This window comes from Stenotrophomonas sp., from assembly GCF_050737075.1.
Classification (GTDB): domain Bacteria; phylum Pseudomonadota; class Gammaproteobacteria; order Xanthomonadales; family Xanthomonadaceae; genus Stenotrophomonas.
Map to the genome: position 1 here is coordinate 42,147 of NZ_JBOHXV010000010.1, position 19,406 is coordinate 61,552.

The window sequence follows — 19,406 nt, forward strand, 5'->3', positions numbered from 1 at the left end:
GGAGAGAGAAGCGAATGAACACCCTGCACCACCGCCCGCTGGCGGTTGCCGTAGCGTTGTGCCTGTTGGCCGTACCCGCGCTTGCAAGCGCCCAGGAAACTCCCCGTACCACCACCGAACTCGACCGGGTGGAAGTGACCGGCACCCGCATCAAGCGGGCTGAGGTCGAAGGCCAGGTGCCGATCCAGACCCTGACCCGCAGCGAGATCGAACGCACCGGCCTGAACTCCATCGGCGAGGTGCTGCAGCAGCTCACCGGCTCCGGTTCGGCCCTCAATGCCAAGTTCAATTCCTCCGGCAACTTCGGCTTCCCGCCCGACGGCAGCGGCGTGGGTGCCGGTTCGGCGCAGGTGGACCTGCGCCACCTAGGCGCCAAGCGCGTGCTGGTGCTGGTCGATGGCATCCGCTGGGTCAACGAGTCTTCCGCTTCCGGCGTAGGCGCGGCCACCGACCTCAACACCATTCCGCTGGCCATCGTCGAACGCATCGAAGTGCTCGAAGACGGCGCGTCGTCGCTGTACGGCTCGGACGCCATCGCCGGCGTGGTCAACATCATTACCCGCCGCGAGTTCGACGGCGGCCAGGTCACCGTGAACTACGGTGAATACAGCAATGGTGATGGCACCCAGAAGGGCGTGGACCTGGCCTGGGGCACCAGTGGTGACCGCTACAGCCTGTTCCTGGGCGCCAGCTGGACCAAGCAGGACCCGGTGTATGCCAACACGCGCGAACAGTCGCGTTACCCGATCCCCGGCACCGGCCTGTCATTCGGCAGCTCGGCCACGCCGACCGGCCGCTTCATGTTCACCGACCCGAACACCGGCATCGCCTACAACATCACGCCCAACAACGGCGCGACCAACCCCACCTTCAACGGCGTTGGCGGCTGCGCGCGCACCGACGACTACCACTGCTTCACCACGGCAGACCGCTTCAACTTCGCCGAATACAACCTGCTGTTCACCCCGTCCGAGCGCAAGGGCATCTTCGGCCAGTTCCGCTTCGACATCACCGACAACCTGCAGTGGTACATCAAGGCGCTGGGCAACCGCCGCGAATCCACCAACCAGGCCGGTCCCGAGCCGCTGTTCTTCGGCCCTGATGGCGCCACCGGCAATCCGCTCGCCGACAACATCGTCATCTCCGCGCTCAACCCCTACAACCCGTTCGGCTTCGACCTGGATTCGTCCAGCAACCTCAGCATGATCGGCCGCCGCCCGGTTGAAGGCGGACCGCGCATCTTCGAGCAGGAAGTGAACACCACGTACTTCGCCACCGGTCTGGTCGGCATGTTCCAGGCGGCCAACCGCAGCTGGTCGTGGGACGTCAACGGCATGTACAGCAAGAACAAGGCCGAGCAGACCAACTACGGCAGCTACAACATCTACAACGCCAACATCGCGCTGGGCGATCCGGCCATCTGCGCGGCCACGCCGGGCTGCGTGCCGCTGAACATCTTCGGCGGCCCGGGCACCATCACCCCGGCGATGCTCGGCTGGATCCAGCCGGTGGTGCACGACCGCAGCCAGAATGAGCTCAGCCTGTTCACCGCGAACCTGAGCAGCGACCTGTTCACGCTGCCGGCCGGCCCGGTGTCGTTCGCCACCGGGTACGAGTACCGCAAGTACGAGGGCGAGTACCAGCCGGATCCGATCACCGTGGCCGGGCACTACAACGGCGTGCCGTCGCTGCCCACCTCCGGGTCGTATGACGTCAACGAGATGTACCTGGAACTGGCGATTCCGATCTTCGCCAAGAGCGCGCTCGGCGACCGGCTCGACCTGAGCCTGGCCGGACGCTATTCCGATTACTCAACCTTCGGTGGCGAGTTCACCCCCAAGTACGGCCTGCGCTGGCAGGTGACCGACGACTTCGTGCTGCGCACCAGCTATGCCGAAGGCTTCCGTGCGCCGTCCATCGGTGAACTGTACGGCTCGGCCGCGCGTGCCGACCTGCAGCTGTTCGACCCGTGCTCGGTGGGCCTGGGCGGTACCCCGCCGCGCGGCAGTGCGGCCAACTGCGCCGCGCTCGGCGTGCCCACCGGCTTCCAGCAGGCCAACTCGCAGATCTCGGTCACCACCGGTGGCAATGACCAGCTGGATCCGGAAACCTCGCGCAGCTTCAGCGCCGGGTTCGTGTGGAGCCCGTGGTTCGGCAACAACGCCTCGTGGTCCGAGCGCTTCGACGTGGAGGTGACGTTCTACCGCCACAACATCGAAGGCGCCATCCAGGCCATCAACGCGCAGACCCAGCTCGACCTGTGCGTGGATACGCTCGACCCGCTGTACTGCGGCGGCATCACCCGTGCCTCCACCGGTGCGGTGAGCGGCTTCAACAACCGGCTCACCAACCTGGGTTCGATCAAGACCGACGGCTGGGACGTGGACCTGTTCTGGACGCTGCCGCAGAGCGACATTGGCCAGTTCAAGATCGGCTGGCAGAACACCTTCGTTGGCCGTTACGAGGCGGTGGGTGCGGCAGGCCAGCGGCAGCCGCAGGAACCGGGCGTGGAAGTCACCGACAGCTCGATTCCGGAATGGACCAGCAACGCTTCGCTGAGCTGGAACCTGGGCGCCTGGAATGCGTCGTGGACCGTGCGGCACATCTCCAAGCTCACCGAACAGTGCGGTGATGCCGCCGCGTTCCCGGTGTGCAGCGACCAGACGGCCGGCACCAACGAACTGGCGGCGACCACCTACAACGACTTCCAGGTGGGCTACAAGGTCGACTGGATGAAGGGCCTGCAGCTCAGCGCCGGCTTGAACAACGCGTTCGACAAGGATCCGCCGATCTGCCTGTCGTGCTCGCTGAACGGGTATGACGCGTCCACCTACGACATCCCGAAGGGGCGTTACTGGTACCTGCGCGCGGACCTGCGCTTCTAAGCTGGGGTGGATTCAAGGCTGTACCAACCGGGGCGCCTGCTGGGCGCCCCGGTTGTTTTTGGCGGCATCGCGGGCATGATGAGTGGCCGGGCAGCGCCCGGCGTTACCTTTTGGGCATTGTCATGAACCTGCATACCTGGTGGATCTTCGCCGTTACCGTGTTTGTCCTGTGCGGCACGCCGGGCCCGAACATGCTGCACGTGATGACGCGCAGCGTGCGCGTGGGCTTCCGCCGCAGCGTGGCGGCGATGGCCGGCTGCCTGACGGCGCTGGTACTGGCGCTGACGATTTCCGCGGCCGGGCTCGGCGCGGTGCTGAAGGCGTCTCCGCTGGTATTCGATGTGCTGCGCTATGCCGGCGTTGCGTATCTGGTCTACCTGGGCATCAAGGCCTGGCGCGGCGGCGATGCGCCGCTGGATGTGGGCAGTTCCGAGGCCGTGGTGACCCCGACCCTGCGCCGCGTGCTGTTCCGCGATGGCTTCATCATCGGCATCAGCAACCCGAAGCTGCTGCTGTTCGCATCCGCGTTCCTGCCGCAGTTCGTCGATCTTTCCCAGCCGCAGCTGCCGCAGTTCGTGGTGCTGGTGGCGACCTTCGCGCTGATGGAAGTGTTCTGGTACGCGGTGTATGCCGCCGGCGGCCACAGCCTGGCTGGCTACCTGTCGCGGCCGGGCCTGCGCAAGGTGTTCGACCGCGTGGTGGGCACGATCTTCATCGGTTTCGGCGTGTTGCTGCTGCGCGCGCGGGTGTGAGGGCGCTATGCCGGAATGAAGTGGATCTGCTGCAGGGAGTTGCTGTCCGCATTGAGCTTTGGATACTGACGGGCGTCCAGCACGTTGTTGGATCGCACCGAGCCGGGCGACTCCTCATAGGCGATCGCGTAGTGCGCGGCATCAAAGAATGCTCTGATGTGAAACCTGACCGCTTCCGAGCGGTGCTCGCTGCACACGACAACAAGTTGGATGAGGTCCAGTTGGTCGTTATCCCGGAACAGGTCAAGTGCGAATATGTTGCTGCGGGTAGGGACGCTGTGGAAGACGTGCGTGTGACCTACGAAGGTGGGGACGCCGCTGAAGTAATCGTCGTACAGCCGCCTGACATCAATCTGTAGCCCGAGCGTGGCAATCACCGCGTCCAGCGATGGATGCGCGACGTAATCGTCATCGCCCTCTCCAACATAGAGCACGAGGTCGGTCATGGAGACGCACAGGCAGAAGGTGTTGGGCTTGGGGTATGACATGGCCGCATCCTACCCTCGATTCGTGGGTGCCGAGAAGGGCGTGGTACGTGTGCACCGACGTGCTCTGGAAGGCAGAAAGCCGGGCATTGCCCGGCTTTCTGGTGGTGTTGTGTATTGCCGGGCAGAGCCCGGCATTACATCTTGCCGGGCAGAGCCCGGCGCTACGTCAGGGCGTGCGGTCGGTCAGAACTGCCAGGTGAAGGTGAGCGAGCCGTTGCGGCCGTCGCCGAAGGCACCGTAGCCGTTGATCTGCGAGAAGTACTTCTTGTCCAGCAGGTTGTTGAGGTTGGCCTGCACGCTGAACTCCGGCGAGATGCGGTAGCGCGCGAATGCGCTGACCAGCGCATAGCTGCCCTGTTCGATACGGCCGTAGGCCGGTACCGGGTAGTAGATGCCGTTCTGCCAGTTGGCGCCGCCACCAACGGTCAGCGCGTCCAGCGACCGCGGGGTGTAACTGGTGAACAGCTTGAGGGTGGTCTGCGGCAGGTTGGTGTTGATGTCGGCGCCATCCACGTCCTTGGCCACGTAGCGCGAGGCACCGAAGGTGGCGTTCCAGCCCGGGGCGAGCTCACCGTTCAACTCCAGCTCGAAGCCACGGCTTACGGTGCCGCGCGCGGCGATGTACGCGAACTCGTTGGGGCTGCCCTGCACCGGAATGGTGGTGGCCTGGCCGACGTTGTCCTGTTCGATGCGGAACACCGCCAGCGAGGCGTTGAGGCGGTTGTCGAACCAGGCCGCCTTGACGCCCACTTCGTAACTCTTGCCGTCCACCGGGTCCAGGTAGCTGCCGTCCTGCTGCTTGAGCGTCTGCGGCTGGAAGATCTCGGTGTAGGCGGCGTAGGTCGACCAGGTGTCGTTGAGGTCATAGACCAGGCCGGCGTACGGGGTGGTGACCTTGTGCGAACGGTCGGCGCCTTCGCCCTCGCTCTTCCAGTCGGTGTAGCGCGCGCCGAGGATCAGCTTCAGCGGGTCGGCCAGCGACAGGCGGGTCGCGGCATAGCCGGCCTTCTGGGTAATGGTGCCTTCGCTCTGCAGCGGCAGGGTGCCCAGCCAGTTGGGTTCCGGGAAGTCGGCAACGCCGTTGAGGTAGTTGTCGAGCGGCGCCCAGCCCCCCTGGTAATCGCCGTAGTTCGCGTACCGGCGCTTGTTGTAGCTCAGGCCGGCCATGACCTGGTGCTCGCGGCCGAACAGCTGGAACGGGCCTTCCACGTAGCCGTCCACCGCATCGACCTTGCGCTCGGTGTTGTAGAAGCCGGCCGACGGGGTGACGCCCGCGCCGGTGACCGGGTCGAGCAGCGAGGCGCCCGTGGTCCAGTCGTTGTAGGCCGGGTAGAACAGCTTGTCGTCGGCCTTGGTCTCGTCATGCGTGGCGCCGACGCGGACCTTCCAGTCGTTGGCGAAGCCGTGTTCGAGCGTGGCGAACAGGCGCTTGCTGGTGGTGTCCCAGTACGTCCAGCGCGGGTTGGCGCTGAAGGATTCGTCGAACGGGGTCGGGCTGCCATCGGAGAACAGCATCGGGAAGCCGCCCCAGGTCACGCCGTTGGCGCGCTTCTGCTGGTAGTCGTAGCCCACGCTCAGCTGGGTGTCCGGGGTCAGGTCGGCGTCGATCACCGCATAGCCCAGCGTCTTGTGCTGGTCGTAGCCGTCCATCTGCGATTCGGTATCGAGGTAGCTGCCGATCACGCGCGCGCGCACCGAGCCGCTGGCGTTCAGCGGCGTGGTCACATCCACGGTGCTGCGGGTACGGCCCCAGCTGCCGACGTTGACCGACACGCTGCCGGTGAGCTCGGCGCTGTCGGCGTGCTTGCGGATCAGGTTGACCGAGGCCGACGGGTTGCCCGCGCCGGTGAGCAGGCCGGTGGCGCCGCGCACTACTTCCACGCGGTCGTACAGGGCCAGGTCCAGGCCGGAATCGCCGTAGCTCCAGTTCTGCACCATCTGGGTGGGCAGGTTGTCGTACTGGTAGCTGTCGATGTAGAAGCCGCGCGAGAAGAACTCGGTGCGTTCGGTGTCGGACTGGGTGCTGCTGATGCCGGTGGTATTGGCCAGCACGTCGATGATGTCGTCGAGATTCTGGTCCTCGATGCGCTGGTGGCTGATGATGCTGATCGACTGCGGGATCTCGCGCGGGGCGAGGTCGAAGCGGGTGGCCGCCGAGGTCTTGCGGACCGAATAGCCCTCCGCGCGCTCGCCCTTCACCACGATCTTGTCGAGGGTGGTGGCGTCGGCGGTCGCATCCTGCGCGAAGGCCGGGGCGGCGGCCAGGGTGGCCAGCGCGATCAGCAGCGCCTGCGGCAGGCGGGCGTGGGGCAGGGTGCGGGACAGCACAGCGGAAGTACGGGTCATCGACGATTCCTGGGCGGCGGCGCGCACCAGGCGGGATCCTCGGATGCCGGGGCGCTGCGAACGGTGGGGGCAGTACGCGGCTGGCGGGTGCGATGACGCAGGCACGGGCTTCGGCTGACTGATCGCCGCTGCGCCTCCCTGGCGCGAACGGGATCCCATTATGGTAATGCGAATCACTCCTATCCGCAATGCGATCCATGGCCGCAACGACGTCACGGTCAACGGTCGTGACCCACCGGGCCTTAACGCTGGCGGGCCTACCGTGGGCGCACCCGGGCCGTGGCCCGTTCCCAAGGAACGACCGATGATCGCCAAGAACACGCTCTGCCTCTGGTACGACGGCACCGCCGAGGAAGCTTCCGCCTTTTACGCCGCGACCTTTCCCGACAGCGCGGTGCAGGCCGTGCATCGCGCCCCATCGGATTTCCCCGGGGGCAAGAAGGGGGATGTGCTGACGGTGGAATTCACCGTGGTCGGCATTCCCTGCATCGGCTTGAACGGCGGGCCGGTCTTCAAGCACAGCGAGGCGTTCTCGTTCCAGATCGCCACCGACGACCAGGCCGAGACCGACCGGTTGTGGAACGCCATCGTCGGCAACGGCGGCCAGGAGAGCGACTGTGGCTGGTGCAAGGACAAGTGGGGGCTGTCGTGGCAGATCACCCCACGGGTGCTGACTGCCGCCTTCAACAGCGCGGACCCGGCGGTGGCCCAGCGCGCCTTCGAGGCGATGATGACGATGCGCAAGATCGACGTGGCGAAGATCGAGGCGGCGGTGCGCGGCTGAGCCCGGCATCCCTTATGCTGGCGCGCATCGGGCCCGACGGAACCGGGCGGCACACGGCGAGGGGGGAACAGGGTGGATATCGGCACCGCAGTGATCGGATTGGTTTGCGGCCTCCTGCTTGTAAACGTGGTGCTGTACGGCAAACCGCGAATTGCGCCGAATCTGGGCCACCCGGTGCGCTGGCGGCGGTGGCTTCACCGTGCACTCGCCTATCCCTGCTGCCATTTCCTCAGCTTTGGGGTCGTCCTGCTGATTCTCGACGGTCTGTCCGACTATTTCCCCGCGTTGCACGTGTCGCACTGGGCGCGCACGTACTGGTCCGGAGCCGTGGCGCTGCTCCTGCCGGTGCCGGGGGCGCTGCTGCTGATGAAACTGGGCATCTGGTCGCAACGTGCACTGTTCGGATACGAACACTGGCCCCCTGCGGCGCCGGAGGCCCCGCTACCACCGGCCTGGGTGCCACCGCCGCCGCGGCGGAACGACTATTCCGGGCTGGACCTGCATGATCCGGAACTGGTGCGGGAGCTGGCGCGCTCACATTGGCGCGTTGTCCGCGAGGCCGTGGAGCAGGGCACGTCGATGGACGACGCCGAAGCGCTGCACCGGAGTTTCCTGCACGACTACCTGGGCACGGTAGAGCGCCCGCTCGCCCAGCAGGTCACAAGGATCTACGCCGAGGAAATGGCGGCCCAGGCGCAGGCCGCCCACGTGAATGCCGCGCGCATTGCAGCCCTGCGCGACCATCAGATCGCCGTCCTCAACGGTGAGGTCGACGTTCGCCGATAGCGTCATGCGGCGACAGTTGTTGAAGTGCGGGGCGGCGCTCGGCGTATGCTGCGCGGATGTCTACGTCACGCCTCTCCAGCCTGTTCCCCGTCCTGGCCGTACTCGGCTCGGTCACTTCGCTTGCCGTGGGTACCTCGTTCGCCAAGGATCTGTTCCCGGTGATCGGTGCGCAGGGCACCAGCGCGCTGCGCGTGGGCTTCTCCGCGCTGGTGCTGCTGGCGGTGTTCCGGCCGTGGCGCTGGACCACTACGCGGGCCGACGCCGGCGCGATCTTCCGCTACGGCATCACCCTGGGGGTGATGAACCTGCTGTTCTACATGGCGTTGCGCACGATCCCGTTCGGCATTGCGGTGGCGATCGAATTCTGCGGGCCACTGGCGGTGGCGATGTGGTCCTCGCGCCGCCCGATCGACTTCGTCTGGGTGGGGTGTGCGGCCGCCGGCCTGCTGCTGTTGCTGCCGCTGGGCCATGGCGAGTCGCTGGACCTGACCGGTGTGCTGTACGCGCTGGGCGCGGCGGTGTGCTGGGCGCTGTACATCATCTTCGGCAAGCGCGCCGGGCACCTGCCGGCCGGGCATACGGTCTCGCTGGGCATGTGCGCGGCGGCGCTGGTGGTGGTGCCGGTGGGCGTGGCCCATGCGGGCATGGCGCTGCTGGACCCGAAAATCCTGCTGTTCGGGCTGGGCGTGGCGGTGGTGTCGAGCGCGATTCCGATGTCGCTGGAGATGGCGGCGTTGAAGCGGTTGCCGAAGGAGACCTTCGGCATCCTCATCAGCATGGAACCGGCGGTGGCCGCCCTGCTGGCGATGGGGCTGCTGGCCGAGCACCTCACGCCGCTGCAGTGGGCGGCGATCGGCTGCACGGTGCTGGCGTCGGTGGGGAGCACGGTGACGGCGAAGCGGCGGGCGCCGGCGCTGCCGGACCCGGCGGGGTAATGCCGACGGCACCGCCGACCCAATCGGCCCGGTCGGCGTGGCCGTCGGACCCGCATTTGTGCATCAGCGCCGCACCGGCGCATCCCCTGCCACGTAATACGTCGCGGTGCTTCGCGGCAGCGGTGTCCGCCCGCGGATGCGGTCGGCGATCTTCTCGGCCATCATGATCGTGGTCGCGTTGAGGTTGCCGGTGATGATGCGCGGCATGATCGAGGCGTCCACCACGCGCAGGCCCTGCATGCCGTGCACGCGGCCCTGGCCATCCACCACGCTCATCGCGTCGGTACCCATCGCGCACGAACAGGACGGGTGGTACGCGGTCTCGGCGCGCGCGCGCACGAAGGCATCCAGCTCCGCATCGGTGCGGCAGTCGGCGCTGGGGCTGATCTCGCGGCCCCGGTACTCGTCCAGTGCCGGCTGGGCGATGATCTCGCGGGTGATCCGGATCGCATCGCGGAACTCCTGCCAGTCCTGGTCGGTGGACTGGTAGTTGAACAGGATCGACGGATGCGCGTGCGGGTCGAGCGAGCGCGCATGCACGCGCCCACGGCTGGGCGTGCGCATCGAGCCCACATGCGCCTGGAAGCCGTGCTCCTTCACCGCATTGGTGCCGTTGTAATTGATCGCCACCGGCAGGAAGTGGTACTGGATGTTGGGCCATGCGAAGTCGTCGCGGGTGCGGATGAAACCGCCCGCCTCGAACTGGTTGCTGGCGCCGATGCCGGTGCCGTTGAACAGCCACTCCGCGCCGATGCCCGGCTGGTTCCACCACTGCAGCGCCGGGTACAGCGATACCGGCTTGGTGCAGGCGTACTGCATGTACACCTCCAGGTGGTCCTGCAGATTCTCGCCCACGCCGGGCAGGTCGTGCACCAGCGGCACGCCGAGCGCGGCCAGCAACGCCGGCGCGCCGACACCGGAGCGCTGCAGGATCTGCGGCGAGGCGATGGCGCCGGCACACAGCAGCACTTCACGGCGCGCCTGCGCGTCGATCGGATCGGCGCTGCCGCCGGCCAGGTAGCGCACGCCTACCGCGCGCTTGCCATCGAACAGGATGCGGTCGGTAGTGGCGTGGGTGACGATTTCCAACCCTTGCCGACCCTTTGCCATGTCCAGGTAGCCACGCGCGGTGCTGGAGCGGCGGCCGCGCGGGGTCACCGTGCGGTCCATCGGGCCGAAGCCTTCCTGCTGGTAGCCATTGAGGTCGTCGGTGCGCGGGTAGCCCGCCTGCACGCCGGCCTCCACCATGGCGTGGAACAGCACGTTGTTGCCGTTCTTCGGCGTGGCCACGCTGACCGGGCCATCGCCGCCGTGATACTCATTGGCGCCGATGTCGCGGGTTTCGGCCTTGCGGAAGTACGGCAGCACGTCCAGGTAGCTCCAGTCGTCCAGCCCGTCGAACGTGGCCCATTGGTCGAAGTCCAGCGCGTTGCCGCGGATGTAGCACATGCCGTTGATGAGCGAGGAACCGCCCAGGCCCTTGCCGCGCCCGCATTCCATGCGCCGGTTGTCCATGTGCGGCTCCGGCTCGGTTTCATAGGCCCAGTTGTAGCGCCGGCCCTGCAGCGGGTAGGCCAGTGCGGCGGGCATCTGGGTGCGGAAATCCAGCCGGTAGTCCGGTCCGCCGGCTTCCAGCAGCAGCACGCTGATGCCGGCGTCTTCGGTCAGGCGCGCGGCCAGCGTGTTGCCGGCCGAACCGGCGCCGATGATGATGTAGTCGTACTCGCGCTTCATCGCGGTGTCTCCTGGTCAGGCCGGTTCAAAACACCGACGCGTAGCGGTCCAGCTCGATCTGGATGGATTTGGTGCGGGTGTAGGCACGCAGCGTGGCCAGGCCGTTTTCGCGGCCCACGCCGGACTGCTTGTAACCGCCCACCGGCATCGTCGCCGGCGATTCGCCCCAGCAGTTGACCCAGCAGATGCCGGCCTCCAGCTGGTGGATCAGCCGGTGCGCACGGCTCAGGTTCGCGGTCACCACGCCGGCCGCCAGCCCGTAGTCGGTGGCATTGGCACGGCGCACGGCCTCTGCTTCGTCCTCGTAGGACAGCAGGCTGAGCACCGGCCCGAAGATCTCTTCGCGCACGATCCGCATGTCGTCGCGGCAGTCGCTGAAGATGGTGGGGGCCACGTAGCAGCCCTTGCCCAGCGCGCCTTCGGTCAGGCGCTGGCCGCCGCAGACGAGGCGCGCGCCCTCCGCCTTGCCGCTCTCGATATGCTCCAGCACCCGGCGCATGTGCGCCGTACTGACCAGCGGGCCGAAGTTGGTGTTTTCGTCCAGCGGGTCGCCGATGCGGATGCGCGCCACGCGTTCGCGCAGCGCCAGTTCAAGATCGGCCATCAGGTAATGCGGCACGAACACGCGGGTGCCGTTGGTACACACCTGGCCGGAGCTGTAGAAGTTGGCCATCATCGCCACATCGGCGGCGAGCTCGATGTCGGCGTCGTCGCAGATGATCAACGGCGACTTGCCGCCCAGCTCCATCGTCACTTCTTTCAGCGTCGAGCTGGAGGCGCTGGCCATCACCTTGCGCCCGGTGGCGGTGCCGCCGGTGAAGGAGATCTTCTCGATACCGGGGTGCTCGGTGAGTGCCGTGCCCACGCCTGCACCGTCGCCGGGCAGCACGTTGAACACGCCGTCGGGCAGGCCCGCCTCGGTAAACAGCTCAGCCAGCTTCAGCGCGGTCAGCGGGGTGACCTCGCTGGGCTTGAAGATCATCGCGTTGCCGGCGGCCAATGCGGGGGCGGCCTTCCACAGCGCGATCTGGATCGGGTAGTTCCAGGCGCCGATCGCCCCGACCACGCCCAGCGGTTCCTGCCGCGTATAGAAGAAGCTGCCCTCGCGCAGCGGCACCTGGCTGCCTTCCAGCCCGTGCATCACCCCGGCGTAGTACTCCAGCACGTCGGCGCCGGTGACGATGTCCACGCTGCGGGTTTCGCTGAGCGGCTTGCCGGTGTTGCGGGTCTCCAGCTCGGCCAGCGCATCGTTGCGCTCGCGCAGCAGCGCCACCGCGCGCAGCAGGATGCGCGAACGCTCCACCGTGGTCAGTGCGGCCCACACCTTCTGCCCGGCCTGCGCGGCTTCCACCGCGGCGTCGAGGTCGTCGCTGTTGGCGCTGTGCACCTTGGCCAGCACCTCACCGGTGGCCGGGTTGACCACCTCGAAGGTGCGGTTGCCCTGCGAGGGCACGTAGCGGCCGCCGATGTACAGCAGCTGGTCGGGGAGGGTAGGCATGTCGATGACTCCTTTGCGGCGGGAGACCAGCGGGTTCAACGGGTCAGATGCAGGAACTGCAGGTGGCGCTCGTACTGGTCGATGATGTCGTTGATGATCTGCTGGCGGCTGTAGCCCACCAGCTCGTAATCCTGGCCACCCTCATACAGGTGGACCTCGGCGCGGTAGTAGCGCTGGTTGCGGAAGCGCTGGGCGGCGAAGGACGGGGTGAGGTAACCGCGCATCACCACCTGGTAGCGGAACACCTGCTGTTCGCCGTGGTCCACCACCAGCTCCATCTGCCCGGGCTCGAAGTGGGTACTCACGTCCAGCCCCTGCTCGCGCAACTGGGTGGCCACTGCTTCCATTGCGGGGCGCACGTCGGTGTCCATGAAGCGGTACACCTCGTCGCGGACCGGGAAGTGCACCGCCTGGGTAATGCGCTGGCGCCAGCCACGCTGGTGGCGCGACTGCCCGGCCAGCGGAATGGGCGAGTACTGCGAGGCCTTCCTGCGCTGCGATTCCTCGCCCAGCGCACGGGTCAGGCCCCACATCATCAACAGCAGCACCACCGAGAACGGCAGCGAGGCCAGTACCACCGCCGATTTGAGCGCGTCCATGCTGCCGGCCAGCAGCAGCCCGGCGGTGACCAGTGCGGTCATCACCCCCCAGAACACGCGCAGCCAGCGCGGGCCGTCGTCTTCGGGCGCGCCGCCATGCGAGGACAGCGTGGACAGCACCACCGTGCCGGAGTCGGCGGAGGTGACGAAGAAGATGAAGCTCACGATCACCGTGACCGTGATCAGCGTGCGACTCCACGGGTAGTTGTCCAGCAGCGCGTACAGCACGGTGGGCGGGTTATCCACGGCCATCTGCGCCAGATGTTCCTGGCCGTGGTGCAGCACTTGGTCCAGCGCGCTGTTGCCGAAGATCGACAGCCACGCCAGGGTGAAGCCGAGCGGAATCAGCAGCACGCCCAGCACGAACTCGCGGATGGTGCGGCCGCGCGAGATGCGCGCGATGAACAGGCCCACGAACGGTGCCCAGCCGATCCACCAGGCCCAGTAGAACACCGTCCAGTTGCCCAGCCAGTCCGCGCGGCCACCGTAGGCATACACGTCGAAACTCTTGCCGACCACGTTGCCCAGGTAGTCGCCCAGGTTCTGCATGAAGGTGCTGAGCAGGTACTGGGTGGGGCCGGCGAACAGCATGAACAGCAACAGCGCGATGGCCAGCAGCATGTTGATGTCCGACATCCAGCGCACGCCCTTTTCCACGCCCGACACCGCCACGGCGATCGCCGCGCCCATCATCAGCACGATCAGCGCCACCTGCACCCACGGCGCGTGCGGAATCGGCAGCAGGACATTCAGCCCGGCATTGAGGTGCAGCACGCCGAAGCCCATGTCCGCGCCGATGCCGAACACGGTGGCGACGATGCCCAGTGCATCGACGGTGTAGCCGATCGGCCCGTTGATGCGCTTGCCGATCAACGGGTACAGTGCCGACCGCAGCGCCAGCGGCAGGTTGTGGCGGTAGGCGAAGTAGGCCAGCGCCATCGCCGCCAGCGCGAACACACCCCAGCCATGCAGGCCCCAGTGCAGGAACAGCAGCTGCATGGCCTGGCGCGCGCTGGCCTCGCCGCCGCCCACGCCGCCCTGGGGCGGCATCAGGTAATGGGTGAGCGGTTCGGAGACGCAGAAGAAGAAGAGGGTGATGCTGATGCCGGCGGCGAACAGCATGCCGGCCCACGAGAGGTAACTGAATTCCGGCTCGTCATGGTCCGCGCCGAGCTTGACCTGGCCATAGCCGGACAGCGCTACACCGACCACGAACACCAGGTACAGCGTCATCGCCAGCAGGTAGTACCAGCCGACGTTGCGCGACGCCCAGGTCTGCGCCTCCAGCAGCAGCACGCCGGACGGAATGGGAAACGCGGTGACCAGAATGGCGAATGCCGCCACGACGGTGGCGGCAAGCAGGAAGACGGGTCGAAGCGTGCGCACCTCGCTGGGAGGCGTCTCCACGATGCTCATGGATGAAGGGGCTCACGGTGCCGTTGCCGGCAGACCCCACGCATTAGCGCACACGCGCCGTGGACAGGTTGTTTACAGCGTCACGAACGCAGCGCGTCGGTGGGCACGTCGATCGACATGGCCAATGCGAGGTGGTCGGAGAACGCCGCCGGCACCGCTTCGGCGCTGCGCTGCTGCAGGCCGTTGCTGAGCAGGATGTGGTCGATGGCACGATCCGGGCGCCAGCTCGGGAAGGTGGGCACCGCACAGCCAGGCGGCTGCAGGGTGGTCTTCTGGTACAGCACCTGCATTTCCGGCCGCTCTGCCAGGCAGTTGAAATCGCCCATCAGCACCGCGTTGGGGTGGTCGGTCAGCAGGTCGGCGATGAAGGCCAGCTGCGACATGCGCGAATTGGTGCCCAGCGACAGGTGCGCCACTGCCACGGCCAGGCCCTGCGTGCCGTCGCCGAACTTGGCCAGCAACACGCCGCGGCCGCCGATCCGGCCGGGCAGGGCATGGTCCTGGACTTCCACCGGTTCCAGCCGGCTCAACAGGCCGTTGGCACTGGAGGCCACCCCGCCCATGCGGCGGTTGGGCTGGTGGCTCCAGTAATTGAAGCCGGCGCGCTCGGCCAGATAGTGGGTCTGGTTGGTGAAGCCCGAGCGCAGACTGCCGGGGTCGGCCTCCTGCAGGCCGACGATGTCGTGACCCCGGGCCAGCTGGGCGATGGCGTCCAGGCTGGTCCGCTTGCGCCCCGCCGGCAGCGCATGTGACCAGCTGCGGGTCACATAGTCGCTGTAGCGGCGGGTGCTGGAGCCGGCCTGGATGTTGGCCGTCAGCAGGCGCAGGGTCCGCGTGTTGGGGGAAGTCACGACGGTAGCGGTCTCTTGGAAATCAGTTGCTCATGGCGGCGCGTTCGCGCGCGATCAGGTGATCGGCGATGCGCAGCATGTCGGGGAAGCTCTTGCCCTTGACCAGGTACTTGCCGTTGATGATCACCGACGGGGTGCCTTCGATCTTGCTGCGCAGGGCGAACTGCTTGGCGGAATTGGTCTTGGCGGTCACCGCGAAGCTCGACATGGTGCTGGCGAACTGCTTGGCATCGGCGCCGTGCTTGGCGTAGAAGGCTGCGATGTCCTCGACCGAATCACGGCCGCGCTCGCCCTTCAGTTCCTGGTCGACGTGGATGGCCTTGTACAGCGCCTCATGGGTCTTGTCTTCCAGGCCCAGTGCCTGCGCGGCGTAGAACGCCTTGGCGTAGTTGTCCCAGGTACCGCCGAACATGGCCGGCACGTACACGAAGTTCACGTCGCTCGGCAGGCCTGCCTTCCACGGCCCGATCAGCGGCTGGAACGCGGCGCAGGCCGGGCACACGAAGCCGAACACTTCGACCACTTCGACCTTGCCGGTTGCCGGCTGGAACGGCTTGCCGCCGGCGATCACGACGTAGTCGGTGCCTTCCACCGGGGCCGGGCCCACCGGCTGCGAGGAGGCCGGTGCCGGAGCCGGGGTGGTGGCTTCGGCGGCGGCGGTCTCGGCGGCGGCGGTCTCACCGCTGGCGGCCGGGGCGGCGTCGGTGGGGGCCGGGGCGGTGGGGGCAGCCGGTTCGGCGCTCGGGGTGGCCGGTTCGGTCGGGGCGGCGGTGTTGGCGGTGCCGTCCTGGGCCTTGCACGCGGCCAGGATCGGCAGCAGGGCCATCAGAATGAGGGCGAAACGGGTCTTCATCGAAGCGTCTCCAGCAGGTGGACATGGTTGGGCCGGCGCGTCGGGCGCCGGCCAGGGGGGCATGATGACACGCGGCCCCGGAGGCGCCGCGTGCAGGGGGCGTGACGGTTCAGCGAGCCTTCGCGGCGCGTTCGCGGGCGATCAGGGCGTCGGCGTTGCTGAGCATGTCCTCGAACGACGTGCCCTTGACCAGGTACTTGCCGTTGATCACCAGCGACGGGGTGCCCTGTACCTTGACGCGCTGGGCAAAGGTCTTGGCGACGGCGAGCTTCCGGGTCACGGCATCGCTCTCGAGCGCGGCGGTGTATTGCTCAGCGGTCACGCCGTAGTCCTTGTAGAAGCCGGCCAGTTCAGCAGGCGACACGTTCTGCATCGGCAGCGAGCGCGCTTCATGCAGCGCGTTGAACATCGCCGCATGGCTGCGCTTGGCCACGCCCAGCTGGTCGGCGGCGTAGTAGGCGCGGGCGTACGAATCCCAGTACCCCCCGAACACGGCGGGCACCGGCGTGAACCGCACATCCTTGGGCAGCTTCTTCGCCCAGGCATCCAGGATCGGCTCGAAGTGGGCGCAGTGTGGGCAGGTGTAGCCGAAGATCTCCGCCACTTCGATCTTGCCGGCCAGCGGCGCAAACGGGCCGGGGGCCTCGATCAGCTCGTAATCCTTGCCTTCCATCAGTGCGGCGGGGGCGGCGGGCGCGGCCAGCGCGGACAGGGGGCTCAGGGCCAGCAGCAACAGCATCAGGCGGGGCATCAACGTCATCTACATCCATCTCCATCGGAAAAAACAACGCCGGCCCAGTGCCGGCGTGGCGGTGAACATAACCCGCCGCTTGGGCGGGGCGCATCTGTTATCGGCGCGCGGTCGCCCTCAGGGAGCGGCCGGCCGCGCCGAGGGGGTGGCCGCGGCCACGTCGTCGGCGCGGTTGTGCAGGCCCTGCAGGTAGCTGCCCAGCGCCTGGATTTCCTGCTCGGTCAGCGACTTGGCAATGCTGGCCATGATCTGGAAGTGCGCCTTGTCGGTTTCCTGGGTGACCCCGGCCTGGTACTCCTGCAGCCGGCGCGACACATAGGACGCGTGCTGGCCCCCCACGTGCGGGTACGCCGGGCCCGGGTTGCCGGCGCCGGTGGGGCCGTGGCAGGCCATGCACGCCGGGATGCCGCGCTGGGCATCGCCGCCGCGATAGAGCTGCTGGCCGATCTCGAAGAACTTCTTGTCCTTGTAGGGACCCTCGCTGACCACGCTGTCGTCGGCAAGCCCGGCGCTGGCCTTCTGGGTGGCGAAGTACGCGCCGATGTCGCGCATGTCCTGCGGGGTGAGGTCCTGCACGAACGGCACCATCGCCGCCGACGCGCCGGAGGTGCGCTGCCCATTGGCGATCAAGGCCATCTGCTGGGCCACGTAGCGTTCGCTCTGCCCGGCGATGCTGGGGTACATCTCCACCGTGGCATTGCCATCGGCGGAATGGCAGGCCGCGCACGCGGCAGCCTTGGTCTGGCCCGCCTTCGCATCGCCCCAGGTGGTCTTGCTGAAGTCCACTTCGAGCGAGGCAGTCTTTATCGGCCCGGTATCCGGGAGCGGGGTGATCGACGTCTGGGCGACCGCAACGGCGGCCAGTAGCGATACAGCAACAGCGGAAACGGCAAGAACGCGAGCATGGCGCATGCGGAAGCTCCGTGTGGACCGGCCTGGCATGTGCAGGGTGCACACGCGGGGATCGCCCGATTATCCATGCCGTTTCACGCCGGGGTCAACGCGGCAGTGCGGCAAAACCCATCGCCGACAGCACGCCGCCGGCCCGGACATGCGATCCTATGCCCATGTCATTGCTCCTCGAACGCGCCCATTACCTGCTCTCGGCCCACAATACCCGGCAATTGCCGGACGACGTGGGGGCCGAAGTGGCCTTTGCCGGCCGCTCCAACGCCGGCAAATCCAGTGCCCTCAACGCCCTGACCCGCCAGAACAGCCTGGCCCGGGTCTCCAAGACCCCCGGCCGCACCCAGCAGCTGGTGTTCTTCGAAGTCACCCCCGACGCCAAGCTGGTCGATCTTCCCGGCTACGGCTACGCCAAGGTACCGCTGGACCTGCAGGCGCACTGGCAGGCCTTCATCGACCAGTACTTCCGCACCCGCGAGGCATTGCGGGGGCTGGTGGTGGTGATGGACATCCGCCACCCGCTCCGGGACTACGACCGGCAGATGCTGGCCTACGCCGTGCAGCGCGGGCTGCCCGCGCACGCGCTGCTCACCAAGGCCGACAAGCTCGGCCGTGGCCAGCAGGGCATTGCCCTGCAGAAGGTGCGCAAGGAGCTGCACTCCTCGTTCGGCGACACCGTGAGCGTGCAGACCTTCTCCGGCCCTGCCCGCCAGGGCGTGGACGAAGCACGCGGCATCATCGGCGGCTGGCTGGGCCTGAACAAACCGGTGCCCGAGGCGCCGTAACCGGCGCCCCGGATCTGCCACCCGACCAACGGTCGGGTGCTACCACCGACGATTACCGCGCCGGCAGCGGCGCGAATTCGCCCGGTACCCACGCGAAGGCGTCGCCTTCGCGCCGCACATGGCCCAGGCCCGGGAACGGCAGGTGTGCACCCGCCACCCACCAACCCCCATCGGCGGCCTGCGCCATCATCGCGCGGCGGCTGGCGATGGCGGCCGTGCGGTCGCTGTCGGCCTCGTACGCGGCCTGCGGCTGGGCGAACTGCACCGCATGGAAGTGCACGATGTCGCCCCAGACCAGCACGGCCTGCCCGTTACCGCCGTCCAGCTTCCAGGACACATGGCCCGGTGTATGCCCGTGGCTGTCCAGCGCGGTGACCCCGCCCGGCAGCGCCTGCCCGGGGCTGAAACGATGCAGTTTGCCTGCGGCCGCATACGGCGCCACGGCCTTGCGTGCCAGCGCGAACGCGAAGCGCACGCCCTGTGGGGCACCGGCCTCGCTGGCCGGGTCCAGCCAGTACGCGGCATCGGCGTCGGACAGCCACACGGTGGCATTGGGGTACGCAACCTGGTCCTGCGCGTCGAGCAGGCCACACAGATGGTCCGGGTGGGCATGGGTGAGCAGCAGGTCATCCACGTCGGCCGGGTCGTACCCCGCCTTGCGCAGGTTGCCCAGCACCTGGCCCAGGCCCGGGCCGAAGCAGCCGGCGGTGCCGGTGTCGACCAGGGTGAGGTGATCGCCGCGCTGGATCAGATAGGCATTGACCGCGGTCTGCAGGCCCTTGCCGTCTTCGGGCACGTAACGGTGGTCGAGCAGGCGGGTGACCGCGCCCGGCGCGATGCCGACCAGTTCGGTGCGGCCCAGTGCCACGGTGCCGTCGAACAGCGCGGTCACCTCCAGTTCGCCGATCTGCTGGTGGTAGACGCCCGGTACCTGCGCCTGCGGGTGGTGCGTGGTGGTGGCGAATGCCGGGGCGCTGGCAGCGGCCAGCAGCAGGGCGGTGGCGAGCAGGCGCACACGGGGGAAGGACATGGCAGTT

General features: G+C 67.5%; 16 protein-coding genes. 6 read left to right on the top strand and 10 right to left on the bottom strand.

Going from position 1 to position 19,406, the window contains the following annotated elements; all coding sequences use genetic code 11:
* Window positions 1–14 precede the first annotated feature (14 nt).
* Both ACREPD_RS03925 and ACREPD_RS03930 read left to right on the top strand, forming a co-directional pair.
* On the top strand, window positions 15–2,885 hold the full coding sequence (locus ACREPD_RS03925; protein WP_431598084.1) for a TonB-dependent receptor plug domain-containing protein: 2,871 nt from the start codon (window positions 15–17) through the stop codon (window positions 2,883–2,885).
* A gap of 122 nt (window positions 2,886–3,007) precedes the next feature.
* Entirely contained in the window at window positions 3,008–3,637 is a 630-nt protein-coding gene (locus ACREPD_RS03930) for a LysE family translocator (RefSeq protein ID WP_431598085.1), read from the top strand.
* A gap of 5 nt (window positions 3,638–3,642) precedes the next feature.
* On the opposite strand, the gene ACREPD_RS03935 is transcribed toward ACREPD_RS03930, so the two are convergent.
* A complete protein-coding gene (locus ACREPD_RS03935) occupies window positions 3,643–4,125 on the bottom strand; it encodes a hypothetical protein (RefSeq protein ID WP_431598086.1) in 483 nt (160 codons plus the stop codon).
* Window positions 4,126–4,308: 183 nt separating this feature from the next.
* Window positions 4,309–6,471, bottom strand: a complete 2,163-nt coding sequence (gene fhuE / locus ACREPD_RS03940; RefSeq protein WP_431598087.1) for a ferric-rhodotorulic acid/ferric-coprogen receptor FhuE — start codon at window positions 6,469–6,471, stop codon at window positions 4,309–4,311.
* A 304-nt stretch (window positions 6,472–6,775) separates the two neighbouring features.
* Between fhuE and ACREPD_RS03945 the strand changes: the two genes are divergently transcribed.
* The 3 genes from ACREPD_RS03945 to ACREPD_RS03955 all read left to right on the top strand — a co-directional run bounded on the left by ACREPD_RS03945 (window position 6,776) and on the right by ACREPD_RS03955 (window position 8,976).
* Window positions 6,776–7,255 (top strand): VOC family protein, encoded by a 480-nt coding sequence (locus ACREPD_RS03945; protein WP_421569238.1) that lies wholly within the window; start codon window positions 6,776–6,778, stop codon window positions 7,253–7,255.
* 72 nt (window positions 7,256–7,327) lie between these two features.
* On the top strand, window positions 7,328–8,041 hold the full coding sequence (locus tag ACREPD_RS03950) for a hypothetical protein (RefSeq protein WP_431598088.1): 714 nt from the start codon (window positions 7,328–7,330) through the stop codon (window positions 8,039–8,041).
* Between the two features lie 56 nt (window positions 8,042–8,097).
* Complete coding sequence (locus ACREPD_RS03955) at window positions 8,098–8,976, top strand: EamA family transporter (RefSeq protein WP_431598089.1); 879 nt, start codon at window positions 8,098–8,100, stop codon at window positions 8,974–8,976.
* A gap of 63 nt (window positions 8,977–9,039) precedes the next feature.
* Here ACREPD_RS03955 and betA read toward each other — a convergent pair whose 3' ends face one another.
* From betA to ACREPD_RS03990, 7 genes are all read right to left on the bottom strand, one after another.
* Window positions 9,040–10,710 carry a choline dehydrogenase gene (gene betA / locus ACREPD_RS03960; protein WP_431598090.1) on the bottom strand — a complete coding sequence of 557 codons (1,671 nt, stop codon included), beginning with the start codon at window positions 10,708–10,710 and terminating at the stop codon, window positions 9,040–9,042.
* A gap of 25 nt (window positions 10,711–10,735) precedes the next feature.
* The gene (betB, locus tag ACREPD_RS03965; protein ID WP_431598091.1) at window positions 10,736–12,208 is read right to left on the bottom strand and encodes a betaine-aldehyde dehydrogenase; all 1,473 of its coding nucleotides are present in this window, start codon (window positions 12,206–12,208) and stop codon (window positions 10,736–10,738) included.
* A gap of 35 nt (window positions 12,209–12,243) precedes the next feature.
* Window positions 12,244–14,223: a choline BCCT transporter BetT gene (betT, locus tag ACREPD_RS03970; protein ID WP_431598092.1), complete on the bottom strand. Its 1,980-nt coding sequence runs from the start codon at window positions 14,221–14,223 to the stop codon at window positions 12,244–12,246.
* A gap of 80 nt (window positions 14,224–14,303) precedes the next feature.
* On the bottom strand, window positions 14,304–15,044 hold the full coding sequence (locus ACREPD_RS03975) for an endonuclease/exonuclease/phosphatase family protein (protein ID WP_431598110.1): 741 nt from the start codon (window positions 15,042–15,044) through the stop codon (window positions 14,304–14,306).
* 52 nt (window positions 15,045–15,096) lie between these two features.
* Entirely contained in the window at window positions 15,097–15,927 is an 831-nt protein-coding gene (locus tag ACREPD_RS03980) for a thiol:disulfide interchange protein DsbA/DsbL (RefSeq protein WP_431598093.1), read from the bottom strand.
* A 109-nt stretch (window positions 15,928–16,036) separates the two neighbouring features.
* Window positions 16,037–16,687 (bottom strand): thiol:disulfide interchange protein DsbA/DsbL, encoded by a 651-nt coding sequence (locus ACREPD_RS03985; protein WP_431598094.1) that lies wholly within the window; start codon window positions 16,685–16,687, stop codon window positions 16,037–16,039.
* A 108-nt stretch (window positions 16,688–16,795) separates the two neighbouring features.
* Window positions 16,796–17,590: a c-type cytochrome gene (locus ACREPD_RS03990; protein WP_431598095.1), complete on the bottom strand. Its 795-nt coding sequence runs from the start codon at window positions 17,588–17,590 to the stop codon at window positions 16,796–16,798.
* A gap of 155 nt (window positions 17,591–17,745) precedes the next feature.
* Between ACREPD_RS03990 and yihA the strand changes: the two genes are divergently transcribed.
* On the top strand, window positions 17,746–18,369 hold the full coding sequence (gene yihA / locus ACREPD_RS03995) for a ribosome biogenesis GTP-binding protein YihA/YsxC (RefSeq protein WP_431598096.1): 624 nt from the start codon (window positions 17,746–17,748) through the stop codon (window positions 18,367–18,369).
* Window positions 18,370–18,421: 52 nt separating this feature from the next.
* Here the strand turns inward: yihA and ACREPD_RS04000 are convergent, their stop codons facing one another.
* Window positions 18,422–19,399 carry an MBL fold metallo-hydrolase gene (locus ACREPD_RS04000; RefSeq protein ID WP_431598097.1) on the bottom strand — a complete coding sequence of 326 codons (978 nt, stop codon included), beginning with the start codon at window positions 19,397–19,399 and terminating at the stop codon, window positions 18,422–18,424.
* Window positions 19,400–19,406 lie beyond the last annotated feature (7 nt).